Annotated in this window: 14 protein-coding genes; 11 read left to right on the top strand and 3 right to left on the bottom strand. The window is 65.5% G+C overall.

Annotated elements, in window-relative coordinates:
* The first annotated feature begins 307 nt into the window (after positions 1 to 307).
* The 10 genes from AXW67_RS10870 (at position 308) to AXW67_RS43130 (ending at position 12,969) form a co-directional block, all read left to right on the top strand.
* Entirely contained in the window at positions 308 to 2,641 is a 2,334-nt protein-coding gene (locus AXW67_RS10870; protein ID WP_063677889.1) for a mechanosensitive ion channel domain-containing protein, read from the top strand.
* 101 nt (positions 2,642 to 2,742) lie between these two features.
* A complete protein-coding gene (locus AXW67_RS10865) occupies positions 2,743 to 3,744 on the top strand; it encodes a Bug family tripartite tricarboxylate transporter substrate binding protein (RefSeq protein WP_063678039.1) in 1,002 nt (333 codons plus the stop codon).
* Positions 3,745 to 4,047: 303 nt separating this feature from the next.
* Complete coding sequence (locus tag AXW67_RS10860; protein WP_082907856.1) at positions 4,048 to 5,703, top strand: NAD-dependent malic enzyme; 1,656 nt, start codon at positions 4,048 to 4,050, stop codon at positions 5,701 to 5,703.
* Positions 5,704 to 6,011: 308 nt separating this feature from the next.
* The gene (locus AXW67_RS10855) at positions 6,012 to 6,404 is read left to right on the top strand and encodes a BlaI/MecI/CopY family transcriptional regulator (RefSeq protein ID WP_063677887.1); all 393 of its coding nucleotides are present in this window, start codon (positions 6,012 to 6,014) and stop codon (positions 6,402 to 6,404) included.
* Complete coding sequence (locus AXW67_RS10850; RefSeq protein WP_063677886.1) at positions 6,401 to 8,911, top strand: M56 family metallopeptidase; 2,511 nt, start codon at positions 6,401 to 6,403, stop codon at positions 8,909 to 8,911. Before AXW67_RS10855 ends, AXW67_RS10850 begins: the two co-directional genes overlap by 4 nt.
* A 183-nt stretch (positions 8,912 to 9,094) precedes the next feature.
* Entirely contained in the window at positions 9,095 to 10,582 is a 1,488-nt protein-coding gene (locus AXW67_RS10845; RefSeq protein WP_063677885.1) for a DUF1800 domain-containing protein, read from the top strand.
* Between the two features lie 2 nt (positions 10,583 to 10,584).
* Positions 10,585 to 11,832 carry a DUF1501 domain-containing protein gene (locus AXW67_RS10840; protein WP_063677884.1) on the top strand — a complete coding sequence of 416 codons (1,248 nt, stop codon included), beginning with the start codon at positions 10,585 to 10,587 and terminating at the stop codon, positions 11,830 to 11,832.
* Positions 11,801 to 11,998, top strand: coding sequence for a hypothetical protein (locus tag AXW67_RS43135; RefSeq protein ID WP_063677883.1), 198 nt, complete (start codon positions 11,801 to 11,803; stop codon positions 11,996 to 11,998). The genes AXW67_RS10840 and AXW67_RS43135 overlap by 32 nt, the downstream gene beginning before the upstream one ends.
* 186 nt (positions 11,999 to 12,184) lie before the next feature.
* The gene (locus AXW67_RS10830) at positions 12,185 to 12,712 is read left to right on the top strand and encodes a septal ring lytic transglycosylase RlpA family protein (protein WP_027551303.1); all 528 of its coding nucleotides are present in this window, start codon (positions 12,185 to 12,187) and stop codon (positions 12,710 to 12,712) included.
* A 101-nt stretch (positions 12,713 to 12,813) separates the two neighbouring features.
* Positions 12,814 to 12,969, top strand: a complete 156-nt coding sequence (locus AXW67_RS43130; RefSeq protein ID WP_198024679.1) for a hypothetical protein — start codon at positions 12,814 to 12,816, stop codon at positions 12,967 to 12,969.
* A 69-nt stretch (positions 12,970 to 13,038) separates the two neighbouring features.
* Here the strand turns inward: AXW67_RS43130 and AXW67_RS10825 are convergent, their stop codons facing one another.
* The 3 genes from AXW67_RS10825 to AXW67_RS10815 form a co-directional block, all read right to left on the bottom strand.
* Positions 13,039 to 13,344, bottom strand: a complete 306-nt coding sequence (locus AXW67_RS10825) for a hypothetical protein (RefSeq protein ID WP_063677882.1) — start codon at positions 13,342 to 13,344, stop codon at positions 13,039 to 13,041.
* A 112-nt stretch (positions 13,345 to 13,456) separates the two neighbouring features.
* On the bottom strand, positions 13,457 to 13,732 hold the full coding sequence (locus AXW67_RS10820; RefSeq protein WP_063677881.1) for a hypothetical protein: 276 nt from the start codon (positions 13,730 to 13,732) through the stop codon (positions 13,457 to 13,459).
* A gap of 136 nt (positions 13,733 to 13,868) precedes the next feature.
* Positions 13,869 to 16,505 (bottom strand): flavin-containing monooxygenase, encoded by a 2,637-nt coding sequence (locus AXW67_RS10815; RefSeq protein WP_063677880.1) that lies wholly within the window; start codon positions 16,503 to 16,505, stop codon positions 13,869 to 13,871.
* A 238-nt stretch (positions 16,506 to 16,743) separates the two neighbouring features.
* On the opposite strand from AXW67_RS10815, the gene AXW67_RS10810 reads away from it, so the two are divergent.
* On the top strand, positions 16,744 to 16,953 hold the full coding sequence (locus AXW67_RS10810) for a hypothetical protein (protein WP_027551299.1): 210 nt from the start codon (positions 16,744 to 16,746) through the stop codon (positions 16,951 to 16,953).
* The last annotated feature ends 282 nt before the right edge of the window (positions 16,954 to 17,235 follow it).

Raw genomic sequence — 17,235 nt, 5'->3', positions numbered from 1 at the left:
GACGCGCTCAGCGCATCAGGCGACCGCGACGAGGCCGCCGCGCGAAGTTGCCTTCGACATCCTGCTTTCTCTCTCTTCTCCTCCTCGCCGTCATTCCGGGCTGAAGCCCGGGATGACGGGAGCTTTGCTCTCGCCTATTACGCCGCGGGCATTCCCTGCATTGCGGCAAATGCCAAGAGAAAGTCGTCTCGCCGGCAAACTTCCGACACAGGATCGGGGCGAATAGCACAATCCGACATGACGCCTGCGCCACGGCGACGACGAGTCTCGTCTCCGCCGGGCGCAGCCGTTTTTCCAGGGAATCTTCGTGTCGCACAAGCTCGTCCCAGCGCTATTCGCTGTCCTCTTCCTCGCAATCTCGACCTTCTCCGGTGCCCGCGCCGAGCCGCGCGCGCCGGCAACGAACGGAGCGGCCACGCTGTCGCCCGACGAAGCCAAGCGGGCGCTGGAGACCCTGCAGGACGACAAGAAACGCGCCCAGATGATCGATACGCTGCGCGCCATCGCCAACGCTTCGACCCAGGCCGCGCCGCCCCCGCCCGAACAGAAATCCCCGATTCCCCTCTCGGCCGACGGTCTCGGCGCGCAGCTCCTGCTGACGGTATCGGAGGAGATCGGCGATATCTCGCGTCAGGTCGCGGAAATCGCGCGGACGCTGACGCATTTCCCGGCCTTCTACTACTGGTTCCTGCGCACGGCGAATGATCCCGCCGCCTACAATCTTCTGATCGAGATCGCCTGGAAGCTGGCGCTGGTGTTCGGCTGTGCCTTCTGCGCCGAATGGGTGATCTTTCGCCTGATCCGGCGTCCGGTCGCATTCCTGGAATCGCGCGTGCCGCAGACCGCGCGTCTTCCCGCGCAGGCGCTGCCCGTCGCCGATCCGCCATCCTCCGCCGCCGATGTCGCCGCCGCACCCGAGCTGCACCGGCGCCGCGCCACCCTGGCGCGGGCCTGGCAGCTGTTCCTGCGGCTGCCGTTCGTGATGGGACGTCTGCTCCTCGAGCTGCTCCCGGTGTGCGTCTTCGTCGGCATCGCCACGGCGCTTCTGGGAACGGAGATCGGCGATCCAATAACGGTACGCCTCGTGATCCTCGCGGTCGTCAACGCCTACGCGTTCTCGCGCGGACTCATCTGCGTCGTCCGCGCTCTGGCGGGACCGTACGGCCTGTTCCCGGTTCGCGCCGAGACTGCGGCCTATATCGAGATCTGGGCGCGCCGCATCGTCGGCGTCGGCGTGTCCGGCATCTGCTTTGCCAACGTGGCGCTGCTGCTCGGCCTGCATCGCGCCGGCTATGCTGCCTTGCTGCGCATGGTGATGTTGATCGTGCATCTCTTCATCGTCGTCATCATTCTGCAATGCCGCCGCCAGGTTGCGGACGCCATTCGCGCGCCCGCCGGCCGGCAGGGAATTGCGGCGCGCCTGCGCAACCGCATCGCCGGCGGCTGGCACTATCTTGCGATCGCGCTCGACCTTGCGCTGTGGGCGGTGTGGGCGCTGAACATCCGCAACGGCTACTCGCTGCTGCTGCAATATTTCGTCGGCACCATCGCGGTCGCGCTGATCACGCGCGTCGTCATCATGGTGACGCTGAGCCTGATCGACCGCGGCTTCCGCATCAATCCGGAGATCCTGCAGCGATTCCCCGGCCTCGAGATCCGCGCGAACCGCTATCTGCCGCTGCTGCGCAGGATCGTCTCTGGTGTCATCGCCTTCATCGGCTTCGTGGCTGTGCTCGAGGTCTGGGGCGTCGATGCCATCGTCTGGTTCTATGGGGGCCAGATCGGCAGCCGGCTGATATCGGCGGTGGTGACCATCGGCATCGCCGCGGCCATTGCCGCGATAGTCTGGGAAGCCAGCAACGCGCTGCTGGAACGTCAGATCAACACGTTGTCGCGGGACGGACATTACGCCCGCGCCGCACGGCTGCGCACGTTCCAGCCGATGCTGCGGACGGTGCTGCTCTGCCTGATCGCCACCGTCGTCGGTCTCACTGCGCTGAGCGAGGTCGGCGTCAATGTCGCGCCATTGCTTGCCGGTGCCGGCATTGTCGGCATTGCTATCGGCTTCGGTTCGCAGAAGCTGGTGCAGGACCTCATCACCGGCCTGTTTCTGCTCCTGGAGAACACGGTGCAGGTCGGCGACACCGTCAGTGTGTCGGGTCTCACCGGCGTGGTCGAGAACGTCTCGATCCGCACCATCCGCCTGCGCGCCGGTGACGGTTCCGTGCACATCGTGCCGTTCAGCGCGGTGACCACCATCACCAATTCCAGTCGCGGCGCGGGCAATGCGTCGGTCAGCGTCAACGTCGCCTACAAGGAGGACACCGACCGTGCCGGCCAGATCCTCAAGGAGATCGTCGACGAGATGCGCCGCGAGCCGGAATTCCGTGCGGCGATCCGCGGCGACCTCGAGCTCTGGGGCATCGACAAGGTCGACGGCGCGATGGTGTCGATCGTCGGCCAGATCCGCTGCACGGATTCGGGGCGCTGGCCGGTGCAGCGCGAATTCAACCGCCGCATGAAGCTGCGCTTCCAGCAGGCCGGGATCGAGATCGCATCTCCCGTTCAGACCATCTTGATGCAGATCGCGCCGCCGGCCGATGCGGCCGCGAACCTGACGCCCCGTCGCGCGACCGGATAGCCGCTCGACAAATTTCCGGCTTGCCTCTGTCCGCCTGGCAGCGTTCACTCCGGCTCCAGCCCGCTGCCAACATGCGGGCGACGAAAAGGGTGGTGAGGATGATGCGGGGGCTGTGGGCTGGATTGCGCGGCCAAGTGATCGTTTGCGCGTTGATCGTTTGTGCGTTGGCGCCCTGGGCCGCGCCGGCCAGCGCCCAATCCTTCTCGTCGCGACCCATCACGCTCGTCGTGCCGTTCGCGGCGGGTGGCCCGACCGATACGCTGGCGCGGATCCTGTCCGAACGGATCGCTGCTGAATTGCACACGACGGTCGTTGTCGAGAACGTGGCGGGCGCCTCCGGCAGCATCGCCGGCGCCCGTGTCGCGCGCGCGAGCCCGGACGGCACGACGATCACGATCGGCCATTGGGGCACGCATGTTCTGAACGGCGCGATCTTCAAGCTACCCTACGACGTGATCGCGGATTTCGAGCCGGTCGCGATGATCGCGATGGGCACGCAGCTCATCGTCGGCAGGAAGACGCTCAAGGCCGACAATCTGAAGGAGCTGATCGCCTGGCTGAAGGAAAATCCCGGCAAGGCCACCGCCGGGACCGCCGGTGCCGGCACGGGCGCGCATGTTGCCGGCGTCTTCTTCAAGGAAAAGACCGGCACCGACTTCCAGTTCGTGCCCTATCGCGGCGCGGGGCCCGCGATGATCGATCTGGTGGCAGGGCAGATCGACATCATGTTCGACCAGGCGTCGAACTCGCTACCGCAATACAAGAACGGTGCGATCAAGGCGTTCGCGGTGACGTCGCCGACGCGGCTCGCGTCCGCGCCCGACATTCCGACCGTCGACGAGGCGGGGCTGCCCGGCCTCTACATCTCCTACTGGCACGGCATCTGGGCACCGAAGAACACGCCCAAAGAAATTGTCACAAAACTCAACGCGGCGATCGTGGCAGTGCTGGCCGATCCGTCAGTCAAGCAGCGCTTTGCCGAATTGGGGCAGGAGATTCCGCCGCTGGAGCAGCAATCGCCCGCAGCGCTCGAGAGATTCCAGAAGGCCGAGACTGAAAAATGGTGGCCGGTCGTGAAGGCCGCCGACATCAAGCCGGAGTAGCGCTGCAGTATCACAAAGCGCTCCCCCTCATCCTGAGGGCCCGCTGGAAGCGGGCGTCTCGAAGGATGGGAAGCGGGCGAGATAGGGGCATTCATGGTTCGCGACGCGCGTTCCGCGCTCCTCACCATGAGGGCGACGGGTTTGCGGCGTTAACTTTGTCGTCGCATGCAACTTGCGGTCTTTACGGAAATCTCGCTGCGGTGCGAGATCACAATCGACGCATGCGTGGCAACGTCCTTGATCTCCAGGGTGTGGTGGCCGACAATGTTCGCGGTTCAATAAGAAACTCCCTGGGGGGAATTCGTGAATAGACCTAACCGGGTTAGTGCCCACTCGACACCATCTTCCACCGCGCTGCAGGGCATGGCGCTGCTTCGCGATCCCTTGCTCAACAAGGGCACCGCCTTCACCGAACAGGAGCGCGCCGCGCTCGGCTTGCGCGGTTTGCTGCCGCCCTGCGTGCTGACCATGGAAACGCAGGCGGAGCGCGTGCTCACCAATCTGCGCACGCTGCCGACCGACCTGGAAAAATACGTTGCGCTGAACGCGCTGCATGACCGCAACGAGGCGCTGTTCTTCCGCGTCGTCTGCGACAATATCGACGAGATCCAGCCGATCATCTACACGCCGACGGTTGGGCTCGCCTGCCAGAAATATGGCCTGATCTTCCAGCGGCCGCGCGGCATGTTCATCTCCTCGCGCGATCGCGGCCAGATCGCCGAGATCCTTAAGAACTGGCCCTATCCGGCGAAACTCATCGTTGTGACCGACGGCGAGCGCATCCTCGGTCTCGGCGACCTCGGCGCCAACGGCATGGGCATCCCGGTCGGCAAACTCTCGCTCTATTCGGCCTGTGCGGGCGTGCATCCGGAGCAATGCCTGCCGATCGTGCTCGATGTCGGCACCAACAACGAAGAGCTGCTGAACGATCCCTATTATCTCGGGCTGCGCGAGCGGCGGCTCACGGGCGAGGCCTATGACAGCTTCGTGGACGAGTTCATGCAGGCCGCGCGAAAAACGTTTCCGGGCGTGCTGATCCAGTTCGAGGATTTCGCCAACCATTCGGCATTCAAGCTGCTGCACAAATATCGGGACGAAGCCTGCGTCTTCAACGACGATATCCAGGGCACGGCGGCGGTCGCGCTCGCCGGTCTGTTCTCGGCGCTGCGAGTCAGCGGCGGCAAGCTCAGGGACCAGAAGATCCTGTTCCTCGGCGCGGGCGAGGCGGCGACCGGGATCGCCGATCTCGTTGTCTCCGCCATGATGACGGAGGGCGCCACGGACGCCGAAGCGCTCCGGCGCAACTGGCTGGTGGATTCCCGCGGCCTCGTCGTTGCGGGACGTGCGGGCCTTTCCGGCCACAAGCTCCGCTATGCCCATGCCGACCAGGCGCCGATCACCGACTTCCTCGCTGCGATCAAGACGCTGAAGCCGACGGCGATCATCGGTGTCGCTGCAGTCGGCGGCGCCTTCACGCCCGACGTGCTCAAGGCGATGGCCGAGCTCAACAAGCATCCGATCGTGTTCGCGCTCTCCAACCCGACCTCGAAGGCGGAATGCTCGGCGGAGGATGCCTATCGCTACACCGAGGGCCGCGCGCTGTTCGCCTGCGGCAGCCCCTATGATTCCGTGACGCTCAACGACCGCACCTTCGTGCCGCGCCAGGGCAATAATTCCTACATCTTCCCTGGCGTCGGCCTCGGCGTCATCGCCAGCGGTTCGCGATTGGTGACGGACGAGATGTTCATGGCCGCGGCCCACACGCTCGCCGATTGCGTCGGCAAGGAGGACCTCGCGCAAGGCAGCCTCTACCCGGCGCTGCCCCGCATCCGCGAGGTTTCCGCGCGCATTGCCGCTGCCGTCGCGCAAGTGGCCTATCAGCGCGGGCTCGCCGATGGTCCCGCGCCCAACGACGTGATGGCCCAGGTCTCGTCGCAGATGTACGAGCCGCATTACTGAGCGTCGGGCCAAATCCAACCGCATATGATGCGGGCGCTAAGTGCGCTGACGCTTCTACATCGTCATGGCCGGGCTTGTCCCGGCCATCCACGCGTTGCCTGCGGTACGAAGAACGTGGATGCCCGGGACAAGCCCGGGCATGACGACCTCCTGAAGTTTGGCATATGCGATCAAGCCGACCTCGGCCGGACGGTGGTTTAGGTCAGCACGGCGATACCATTTCAGGTAGAATCGCCGTTGCGCGGCGCGGCCGCATATGCGACGGTCTGTAGCGTTACAAGAAACTTCCATCCGCAAGGTCAGACACCATGGACGATCGTTTGCCCGAACTGGGCGATCTCGAGCGCGAGGTCATGCAATTGGTTTGGGCCCACGGTCCGGTGACGGCCGAAATCGTGCGTGAGCGGCTGTCGCGGCGTCTGAAGGAGTCCACGGTTCGCACCGTGCTGCGCCGGCTGGAGGAGAAGGGCTATGCGCGCCACACCGTCGACGGACGCACCTATGTCTATCACGCGGCCGAGCCGCGCGCGCGCGTGGCGGCCAAAGCCGTTCAGCGGATCGTCGACTGGTTCTGCAACGGTTCGGTCGAGGAGGTCCTCGTCGGCATGGTGGACAATGCGATGCTGGACCAGCAGCAATTGCGCACGCTGGCCGACCAGGTGGCCAAGGCGAAGAAGGCGAGAGGAGTGAAGAAAGAATGATCGCAACTCTGGCAGAGGCGGCGCTGCGCTCGTTTGTGCTTGGAGGCGTCGTCTGGTTCGGTCTCAACCTCTTCCGCGTGCGCAATCCGCACGTCCACATGACGGCTTGGGTCGTCGTGCTCATGGCATCGCTGGCGATGCCCTTCGTGATGCACTGGCCGACGCTGACCATCGCGCGGCTGCCGGTGTCCGCGGCGATGCCGGACGAGTTCTGGCCCGCTGACGTCTCGATGCTGGAGGCGCCGCAACCGGCTTTGCCGGTCGCCGCGAGCGCGCTGCCGCCGAAGAGCGGCGCATCGATCGACTGGTGGCTAGTGGGGACGATCATCTATGCGGGCGTCGCAGGTCTGCTGTTGCTGCGGCTCGCCGTCGGTCTCTGCCTGACCTGGCGTCTGGCGCGGGCCGCGCAGCCGATGAGGGGCCTGCCGATGATTGGTGCAGACGTGCGCATCAGTCGCGAGGTCAGCGGTCCCGTCACCTTCGGATCGACCATCCTCGTGCCGCCGCAGTTCGCCGGCTGGGATGCGAAGAAGCGCCTTGCTGTGCTGGCGCATGAGGGCGCGCATGTCGCCAATCGCGATTTCTATGTCCTCCTGCTCGCTGCCCTCAATCGTGCGGTGTTCTGGTTCAGCCCGTTCTCGTGGTGGCAGCTTGCGCACCTCGCCGAGCTTGCCGAGATCATCAGCGACGCCGAGGCGATCGAGGTGATCGACGACCGGCTGTCCTACGCCGAAATCCTGCTCGACGTTGCTACCAGCGTGAAGTCGCGTCCGGTGGAGCTTGCGATGGCGCGGGCCTCGACCGTGCGTGCCCGCGTCGAGCGCATCATCGCGGCGGCTGCGCTGCCGGTGGCGGTCGGCTGGCGCAAGCGACTGTGGATCGCGGCCGCGATCGTGCCGGCCGTGATCGTGTCGACCGGCATGATCGCCTATCGCACGCCGGACCCGGTGCCCGCTGTCGTCGATCTCGGCGAGGCGCCGGCCCAGCACTACCGCCCCTTCGTCAATTTCTACGCCATGGGTCCCGCTTCGGTATTTGCGATCTTCCGCGAGGGCGATGAGCTGTACGGGCAGAGCACCGGGCAGCGCAAGCTGCGGCTGACGGTTGCCGGCGATGGCACGGCATCCTACCCGGCTTCGTTCGGCGAGATCACGTTTGCGCTCGACGCGGAACGTCGCTCGTCCGAACTGATGCTGCATTTCAACGGTCGTGACGTGCGCGCTTCCCGCATTGCGGAGATGCCGACATCGGCCTCCGGTGCGGCGCCGCTCGATCAATATGTCGGCTGGTATCGGCTTGCGCCGAACCGCGTACTCACCGTTCAGCGCGACGGGGATGGGCTTCAGGTGCAGGAAACCGTACTGGGCCGATCCGCGCTTCTTGCTGAAGGCGCTGACGCATTCTCGATCCGGGGCGACAATCTTCTGATCTTCCTGCGCGACGAGCAGGCGAGAGTGACGCGCGTCCTGCTCCAGACTGCGGTCTCCGGCGCCCGCCTCGCGCAGCGGATCGACGCGTCTGTGGCCAAGGCGATCGAAGCGGACTTCGCCCGCCGGATCGCCGAGGTGCCGGATCGCTTCCGCGAGCAGGTCCCGGCCGCCGGCGGCAGGGAAGTGATCCTGCGCGGGATCGAGGACATGCGCCGCGGCACGCCGAACTACGATCGCATGAGCGCGCCGTTAGCTGCAAAGATCCATCTGCAGCTCGACGAGCTGCACGCGACGTTCCTGGCGCTCGGCGCGGTGGAGTCGATCTTCTTCCGCGGTGTCGGTCCCGGCGGCTACGACATCTATGGTGCGAAATTCGAGAACGGCACAGCGGAGTTCCGCCTGCTGCTCGAGCCGGACGGCAAGGCCGCCGACGTGCTCTTCCGCCCCGACGGCAATGACGAGCTCGGCGGCATCGTCTCCTGTTCGCAAGAGGCGAGTGTGCGCGGCCGCGCCGGCACGTCGCCGATCAGGATCATGATTTATAACGAGATGGGCGACGACATCCAGGTCTTCAACCTTGATGCGGACGGAAATCGCAGGACAGAGAGCGTCGTCAGGGCCAACATGTCGTGGGCTCACATGACTACGGTGAACAGCCCGTGGGTCATTGCCGACAAGTCGGGGCGATGCCTGGAAATCCTGGTGCCGGGCCGGCAGACGCGCTTTCACAATGTCGAGGCCTCGACCGTCGGGGCGCGGCAGGGGCGCGCCGCGCGCCGCGCCGTTCCGATCGTCAATGGCGAGGAGATGCTGCGGCGCTATATCGAGGGCGTCGGCAAAGGTCAGCCGGACTACGACCACATGACATCGGAGGTTGCCAACATCACGCGTCAGCAGCTTCCGTTCGATCAGGCGATCCTGGCGCGGCTCGGCGCGTTGCGTGCGGTCTCGTTCCGCGGCGTCACCGCGCTCGACAGCGACATCTACATCGCCCAGTTCGCCAACGGCTCGGCGGAATGGCGCATCGGGGTCAGGAATGGCACGATCACCAAGATCGCGCTCGGGCCGAATTTCTAAGGCCGCGCCGACCGCCCGTCCGTTACATCGGACGGGCGCCTCCCGATTTCTTGCCCGCGATGTCTCAATCTCTGCTTGCGAGGCCATAGGCTGAATGCTACGGTTCGTAGCATTACAGATCGTAACCTCAAGCGACGCTTCTGCGCTGCTTGTCTGGCAGGCGCGGAGAATTGGGCATTCGCCATGAGCAATTCTGCAAAAGCCGAAGCTGTGCTGGCCCTTCATCGTTTCGGGATGGGGCCGCGACCTGGATCGATTGCGGCCGTTGGGACTGACCCGCGTGGCGCGCTGATTGCCGAGCTCAACCGGCCGCTCGCGCTATCCGCGGCGGCCAGCCTTCCCTCCAGCGCCAAGGCCTTCCGTACGGTTGCCGACGCCAATGCGCGCCGAACCGCCCGCGCCAAGCAGGCCCAGCAACAGGCGAAGAAGCAGCAGGTGGCTTCGGCGCCCGCTGCGGCTGAAGACCAAACTCAGGCGCAAACCCAAAGCCAAACTCAAGGGCAAGCGCAGAGCGCGAGCGAGGAGAAGGATGCGGCCGAGATGGCGGCGAAGAAGGCAGCCGAAGCCATTCCCGATCCCGGGCGTCCGATCTATTTGCAGGAAGCCAAGGTGCGCACCGAGGCCGCGCTTGCCGCCGATATCGGTTTTGCCGAGCGGCTGGTGTGGTTCTGGTCCAACCACTTCTGCGTCTCAGCCAACAAGATCCAGAGCATGTCCGGCGCCTATGAGCGCGAAGCCATCCGCGCTCACGCGCTCGGTCGCTTCGTCGATCTGCTCCTGGCCGTCGAGAGCCACCCGGCTATGCTGTTCTATCTCGATAATACTGATTCGATGGGCGCGAACTCGACTGCCGGCATCAACCGCAGCCGCGGCCTCAACGAGAACTTCGCGCGCGAGATCATGGAGCTGCACACGCTCGGTGTGCGCACCGGCTACACCCAGGACGACGTCATCAGCTTCGCCAACGTCCTGACGGGCTGGACGCTGTTGCCCCCCGGCGCCGATCCCCAGCACGGCGGCGAGTTCACCTTCAATCCGCGGCTGCATGAGCCCGGCGGGCAGACGGTGCTCGGCAAGCGCTACGAGCAGGAGGATGCGGAGCAGGGCCGTGCTGTGCTGCGCGACCTTGCCGCGCATCCGTCGACTGCAGCGCATCTCGCGACAAAACTTGCGCGCCATTTCGTCGCCGACGAGCCGCCGCCAGCGCTGGTCGAGCAGATGACGAAGACGTTTCGCGATACCGAGGGCGACCTCAAGCAGGTCGCGATCGCGATGGTATCGTCGAACGAGGCGTGGCGCGGGCCGCCATCAAAACTCAAGCGTCCTGGCGAATGGGTCGTCGGCATGGTGCGCGCAACTGGCATCACGCAGGTTGATCCGGTGCGCTACACCGGAGGACAGGAGCTGCTCGGCGAGGCACTGTGGCGTCCGTCCGCGCCCAAGGGTTATCCGGACGATGAGGCAAGCTGGATCGACGGCGTCGGACGGCGGCTCGACGTCGCCAACTTCTTTGCCGAGCGCGTGACGGGCATCACAGACCCGCAGGCAATCATCGATAACGTCTTCGCATCGGAAATCTCGCCCGAAGTGACGCAGGCGGTCGGCCGTGCCGAGAGCCGGCAGCAGGCGCTCGCGCTGTTGTTCATGTCGGCGGATTTTCAGAGGAGGTGAGCATGAGCATCGTCCACCTGCCCACGCGGCGCGAGCTTCTGGTCGGCTCCGGTGCGCTGTTCGCATGGAGCCAGATGCCGCGGCTCGCGCGCGCCGAGGGGCGCGATCCGCGCCTGCTCGTCGTCATCTTGCGCGGCGCGCTCGATGGACTTGGTGCGGTCGCACCGGTCGGCGATTCCGACTGGATCTCACTGCGCGGCGATCGCGCGCTGGTGCTGGACGGCAAGACGCCGGCGCTGCCGCTCGATTCCTTGTTCGCGCTCAATCCGGCGATGCCGAACCTGTATCGGCTCTACAAGAACAAGCAGGCCGCGATCGTCCACGCTACGGCGACGCCCTATCGCGAACGCTCGCATTTCGACGGCCAGGACGTGCTCGAAAGCGGCATTGCCAAGCCAGGCGCGACCGGATCGGGATGGCTCAATCGTGCGCTGCTCGCGCTGGAGTCCGGCGGTCGTGTCGACCCGCGCGGCAGCCGCGCGCTCGGCATCGGTTCGGTGACGCCGCTCGTGGTCCGCGGCTCCGCGCCGGTGATGACATGGGTGCCGCAGAAGCTGTTGCCGGCGAGTGCGGACACGCAGAACCGCCTGCTCGACCTTTACCAACACACCGACCCGAAGCTCGCGAGTGTGCTCCAGGCGCGCGTGAGGCTCGCATCGCTCGACGGAACGCCCGCGATGGGCGATCCGATGTCGGACGATCCGACGCTGGCGCCGCCGGGCATCGCGCGTGTACGCGCCTATTTTGCCGATGCCGCCGGCACCGCCGCACGCTATCTGGCGAAACCCGACGGCCCGCGTGTCGGCGCCATGGGCTTCGTCGGTTGGGACACGCACATCGCCGAAGGCGCGGCTTCGGGCCAGCTCTTCAATCTGCTCGGCGCGCTCGACGGTGCCTTCGCTTCAATCGAAAGCAACATGGGCGAAGCCTGGCACGAGACCGTGGTCGCCGTCGTCACCGAATTCGGGCGCACCGCCCGCATCAACGGGACGGGCGGAACGGACCACGGCACCGGCACAGTCGCCTTCCTCGCAGGCGGTGCGCTCGCCGGTGGCCGCGTGATCGCGGACTGGCCGGGACTGAAGCCGGCGCAGCTGTTCGAGGACCGCGATCTCAAGCCCACCATCGATCTGCGCGCCGTGCTCAAGGGCCTGCTCAGGGATCATCTGCGCGTCGAGGAGAATCTGCTCGCCAGCGCCGTCTTCCCCGACAGCGCAGATGTCAGGCCGATGGGAGGTCTCGTCGGCTGACGCGTTCAACTGGATCGGGTTCGTGATGTGCACATTGACGCAACGAGAGCTCGACTTTCTCGCCAGCCTGACGACTCGCTGGCAATGGCTCTACTGGCGCGAGCTCGTGCGCATCCTTAAGAAGGACTCGCTGGCCCGTAAGCGCGGCGCAGCGCTCGTGCTGTGACGTTGCGTCTTGCCTTGCGTCGAGTTTTTGGCCGGTTCGGTGGGAACCTGTCCCGATTCAGGACATAAACTGTGGTGGAATCGTCACAGCCGGCCCGAAACGACGGTCGCCTCAGGCCTGCTTTCCTTCCGACAAGGTTCTGCCCCCATTGCCGAACGAACCTAGGGTTGTTCGGAGGGGCGTATCATGTCTCGCTATGCACATACCGAAAGTGCCCGGATTTCTCCCGCAACCTCATGCCGGCTTCTGCTCGCCGTGATCGGCGCCGCTTCCCTCGCCGCGTGCGCGCAATCGCCGGCCGGCCGCCAGGCGGCCTCCGGATTTGTCGGAACCAGCCGCCAGGCCACCGTCGAGCGGCCTCATAGGGTTGCAGCCCTGCATACTCGGCCGATCAGGCGTGCGCGCGCGCCGGTCGATCGAGGCAATGCCACGGAGACAGCCGCGCACGGCGTTGCCAGCTTCTACTCGGACACGGAGACCGCGAGCGGCGAGAAGTACGACAAGAACGAATTGACCGCGGCGCATCCGACCCTGCCGTTCGGGACGCGCCTGCGCGTCACTGATGTCTCCAGCGGCCGTTCCGTCACCGTCAGGGTCAACGATCGCGGGCCCTATGTCCGGGGGCGCGTTGTCGACCTTACCCCTTCTGCTGCCGCCGCACTCGGCATGGAGGACAAGGGCATCACCAATGTCCGGCTCGACGTGGTGCGATAGACGTAGTCGATCGACATCGAGCGCCGCGCGCTTAACCGGCTGTTAGCCGCTCTGACGCACCATGGGTGCCCAAACAAATCGGGCTCTCGGGGAGGCGGCGCTTGAACACGATCCAGTATCTCGAAGATCAGGCCGCGCGCGCCGAACGGCTGGCCAAACGGATCACGGATACGCGGACGATCGAACAGCTCCTGACCTTCGCCGGCGAACGCCGCCGCGAGATCGAGGTGATCGCCGGCAGATATCAGCGCGCCTAACTCCGGTCGCTCCAGGCGTCGTTTTTTGCGGGCTTGCGAATTTGGCCGGGCCGATGCGATCGTGGGCGATCAGCTATGGCTCTCGACGAAATCACTGAGATAGTCGGGCAGCGTGACGCCGTCGATGTCGCAGCGCGCCTGGATTTCGCCGGCGATCTCGGTCGAGATGTCCTTCATCCAATGTTCGAGCGTGTTGAAGGAAATCACCTGGACAGGATCGTGGAAGCAGCCGGCGACGAGTTCGTCGATCGTGACTTCGATGTCGCTTCGTTCAATGCGGATTTCTGTCGCCCTGTCGAGACGGTCGACCACCACGAATATGGTTTGATCGGCGCCATAAGGCACCATCGGGGATGATACGTCCGCTTCAAGCATCGTAGGCACTCACGCCATTTTCCGATGCACTGATAACGGGAAAATCCGGCAGAAGGTTCCTACTGTCGCGCGAAGCTTGTCGTGCGCTGCAAACGACAGCAGCCGCACGCGATCAGAGAAATTCCCGTAAGCGTGACAGCTCGGCGATGTGCTCTGGCGACAGGATTGCCGTGACTAGTGGCGGCTGCGGCGTTGCGCGGATCTCATAGAGGTGCCGGGTTGCCGCAGGTTTGCCCATGAAGGCCGAAATGCACTGATCGAGCGTGCCTTCGATCACTTGATAGGAGGTACGATCCGACCGGCGCTGATTGCCGAGCGAAGGCCATTTGTACAGTACGGCGGCCGCGCTGAAATTGACCTTGGAATCACTGAAAGACGCGTCTCCCATCGCACTCCCCCTCACCCAAAAAGAGCCCCAGCACGCGTGCCTTGCGTGCCGGGGCCCACACATCTATCGCTGCATCTCAATGCCACGCGCTGCTAACGTGGCGGCCGGGAAATGGTTCCCGGCAGTCCGTCACCGGTTAACTCGCAGCCGCCGCGATCTTGTAAAATCCCGCGAAGCGCCTCAGCGCCTCGGCCATCTGCACCCGGCCCGGCACGCCGGTGATCACCACGTCGACCATGGTGAAGGACGAGTGGAAATGACCGCGCGCCTTGAGCTGCTCGACCGGCACTCCGGCGGCCGCGAGCGCTTCGGCATAGGCGATCCCCTCGTCGCGCAGGGGATCGAACTCACAGGTGACGATGAAGGCCGGCGGCAGGCCCGCGACCTTGCCGCGCAGCGGCGAGACGCGCGGATCGGTGCGGTCGGCCGGTGAGCAGTAGAGGTCCCAGAACCAGTACATCAGAGAGCGCGTCAGGAAATAGCCGGTCGCATTGTCGTTGTAGGACGGCCGTTCGTAGGTGCAGTCGGTGACCGGGCATATCAGGAGCTGACCGGCGATCTCCGGGCCGCCACGGTCGCGCGCGAGCTGGCAGGTGACGGCAGCGATATTGCCGCCGGCGCTCCAGCCCGCGACCAGCACGGCGCCGGGCGCGCCGCCGAGCTTGGCCGCGTGTTCGGCGATCCAGCGTGTCGCGGCATAACCGTCCTCGGCCGCGGTCGGGAAGCGATGCTCGGGGGCATGGCGATAGCCGACGCTGACGAAGATCATGCCGGTTCGCCGCACCATGTCGCGGCAGAACGGATCGTCGGACTGCTCGTCGCCGAGCACCCAGCCGCCGCCATGGAAATAGACCACGACCGGATGCGGCCCCGGCGTCGCCGGTCGATACAGCCGATAGGGTAGCGGACCGTCGCTGCCGGGCAGGGTGCCATCGACGATTTCGCCGACAGGGCGTCCCGCAGGCCGCGATTTGTTGAACTCGTTGACGAAGGCGCGCGCGCCAAGCGCGCCCATCGACTCGATCGGCGGCAGGTTCAACTGCCCGAGCAGGTTCAGCACCAGCCGGACATCCGGCTGCAGGCGCACGATCTCGCCGTCATTGCATTGCGCGGCGCCGCCGGCGCCGGTGAGCCTGAAGCCGAGCATGCCGCGGCCTACGACCTCGTCGCAGATGCTGCGATAGGGACCGACGCCGCCGGTATAGGGCATCAGCGCGTGCACCTTGCCGGGCACGTTGGCGCCCGTGTACCAGGTGTTGGCGAGCCGGTGCAGCGTCAGCATCGAGCAGTCGGCCATGTGCTGGCCCCAGCCGGCCTGCGCCGTCTCGGTGGCCTCGATGGTGGAGAAGCCGGCATCGCGTAGCGCGGTGAGGCGGTCGACGATCCAGTCGACATGCTGCTCGATCGACACCGCCATGTTCGACAGCACCGACGGGCTGCCGGGCCCGGTGATCATGAAGAAGTTCGGGAAGCCCGCGACCGTGAGCCCGAGATAAGTCTGCGGCCCCTGCGCCCAGACGTCGGACAGCGACTTGCCGCCACGTCCCGTGATCGGATGCACGGCGCGGATCGCGCCGGTCATGGCGTCGAAGCCGGTTGCGAACACGATCACGTCGACGTCGAAGCTGCGCTTGTCGGTCACAATGCCGCCGGCGGTGATCGCCTTGATCGGCTCCTGGCGCAGATTGACCAGCTTGACGTTCGGCCGGTTGTAGGTCGCGTAGTAATTGGTGTCGAGGCAGGGACGTTTTGCGCCGAACGGATGATCGTGCGGCATCAAGGCGGCCGCCGTTTCGGGATCCTTCACGATCGTCGTGATCTTCTCGCGGATCAGGTCGCAGATCAGCGCGTTGCCGTCGAAGTCGACGGCCTGGTCGGCCCAGAGCTGCGTCAGGATGTAGACGAGGTCGCCCTTGCCCCAGGCCTCTTCGAAGCACGCACGGCGCTCGGCATCGCTGAGCTGCCAGCTCACCGCGGTCTGCTGCGGATAGGGGACGCCCGCCATCGACTGGCGCGCCTGCTCGCGATAAGCGGCACGGTCGCCCTGCAACAGGCTCATGCGATCGTCCGGCGCCGGCCCGTTGTGCGCCGGCAGCGCGAAATTCGGCGTGCGCTGGAACACGGTGAGATGCGCGGCCTGCTCGGCAATCAGCGGAATTGACTGGATGCCGGAGGAGCCCGTGCCGATCACGGCGATGCGCTTGCCCGCAAGGTTGACGCCCTCATGCGGCCAGCGCCCGGTGAAGTAAACCGCGCCCTGGAAATCCTTGACGCCGTCGATCTCCGGCGGCTTCGGTGCCGAGAGGCAGCCGGTTGCCATGATGTAATAGCGGCAGGAGACGGGTGCACCGTTGTCGGTGCCGAGCCGCCAGCGTTCGGCCGCTTCGTCCCACTTGGCCTCCGTGACCTTGGTCTTGAAACGGATGTCGCGGCGCAGATCGTAACGGTCAGCGACGAAGCCGAGATAGCGCAGGATCTCCGGCTGGGTCGCGTATTTCTCCGACCAGGTCCAGGCCGTCTCGAGCTCGGGATCGAAGGTGTAGCTGTAGTCGATGGTCTGGATGTCGCAGCGCGCGCCGGGATAGCGGTTCCAGTACCAGGTGCCGCCGACATCGCCGGCCTCTTCCAGCGCGACGGTCGAGAAGCCGGCCTTGCGCAGCCGGTGCAGGAGATAGAGGCCGGCAAAGCCGGCGCCGACCACGGCGACATCGACCTGCTGGATGGCTCCGCTCGCGGCGTCAGAGGCACGTGCAGCGACCATTGCGTCAGGCATGGCATTCCTCCCGTGCGTTTTGTTTTGCCGGCAGGCTATCGCTGCAGGACCGGCTTGTCATTAGAGCAATTTCAATCTTCGGTAGTCGTTTGGAGCGGTACCGCGGCAACGCGAAGGTCATGGAGATACACGCGTCGCGACGCACAACGGCGCCATATGCGTGATTTTCCGGACTAATCAGGCGGGATGCTTCTGTGTATGCTGCGTTTTTCGTCACCCATGCGTACCGACCAGCGCCATGACAGAGTTGAGCGAGCGAACCAAAGCCAACATGGACGTCGTCCTGGAGGAGACGTGCCGCCAATTGCCGCACGGCGGCGATCACGACAGCCGCAGATTCATCGCCGAGAACCTGATCAAGGCGGCGCAATCCGGGCACTCGACGCTCGGTGAACTCGGCATCGTCGCGCGGCGCGCGCTCGCCGAGCTCACCAGCAAGCACAGCTAGGCTCGACGTCGCGTCGGGCTTGCCTCGCCGCAGCCTGCGGACGTAACTTCTCGAGGAACCATTCCGCGCATCGAGATCCTCCGAAGATGCGGTCCTTGCTTGCGCTTGCTCTGGCTACCGCAATCCTGTGCTGCGCCGGCCTCGCCGCGGCCCAGCCGGTCGGCCAGTTTCCATTTGCGCTGACGCGCGAAGGACAGATGCTCGGCGCCGTCGAAGGCGAGGTCGCCTCCTTCAAGGGACTCGCCTATGCCGCGCCGCCGGTCGGCCCGCTGCGCTGGCGCC

The organism is Bradyrhizobium neotropicale, from assembly GCF_001641695.1.
GTDB classification, from domain to species: Bacteria; Pseudomonadota; Alphaproteobacteria; order Rhizobiales; family Xanthobacteraceae; genus Bradyrhizobium; species Bradyrhizobium neotropicale.
This window is presented reverse-complemented; position numbering and strand designations above follow the sequence as displayed.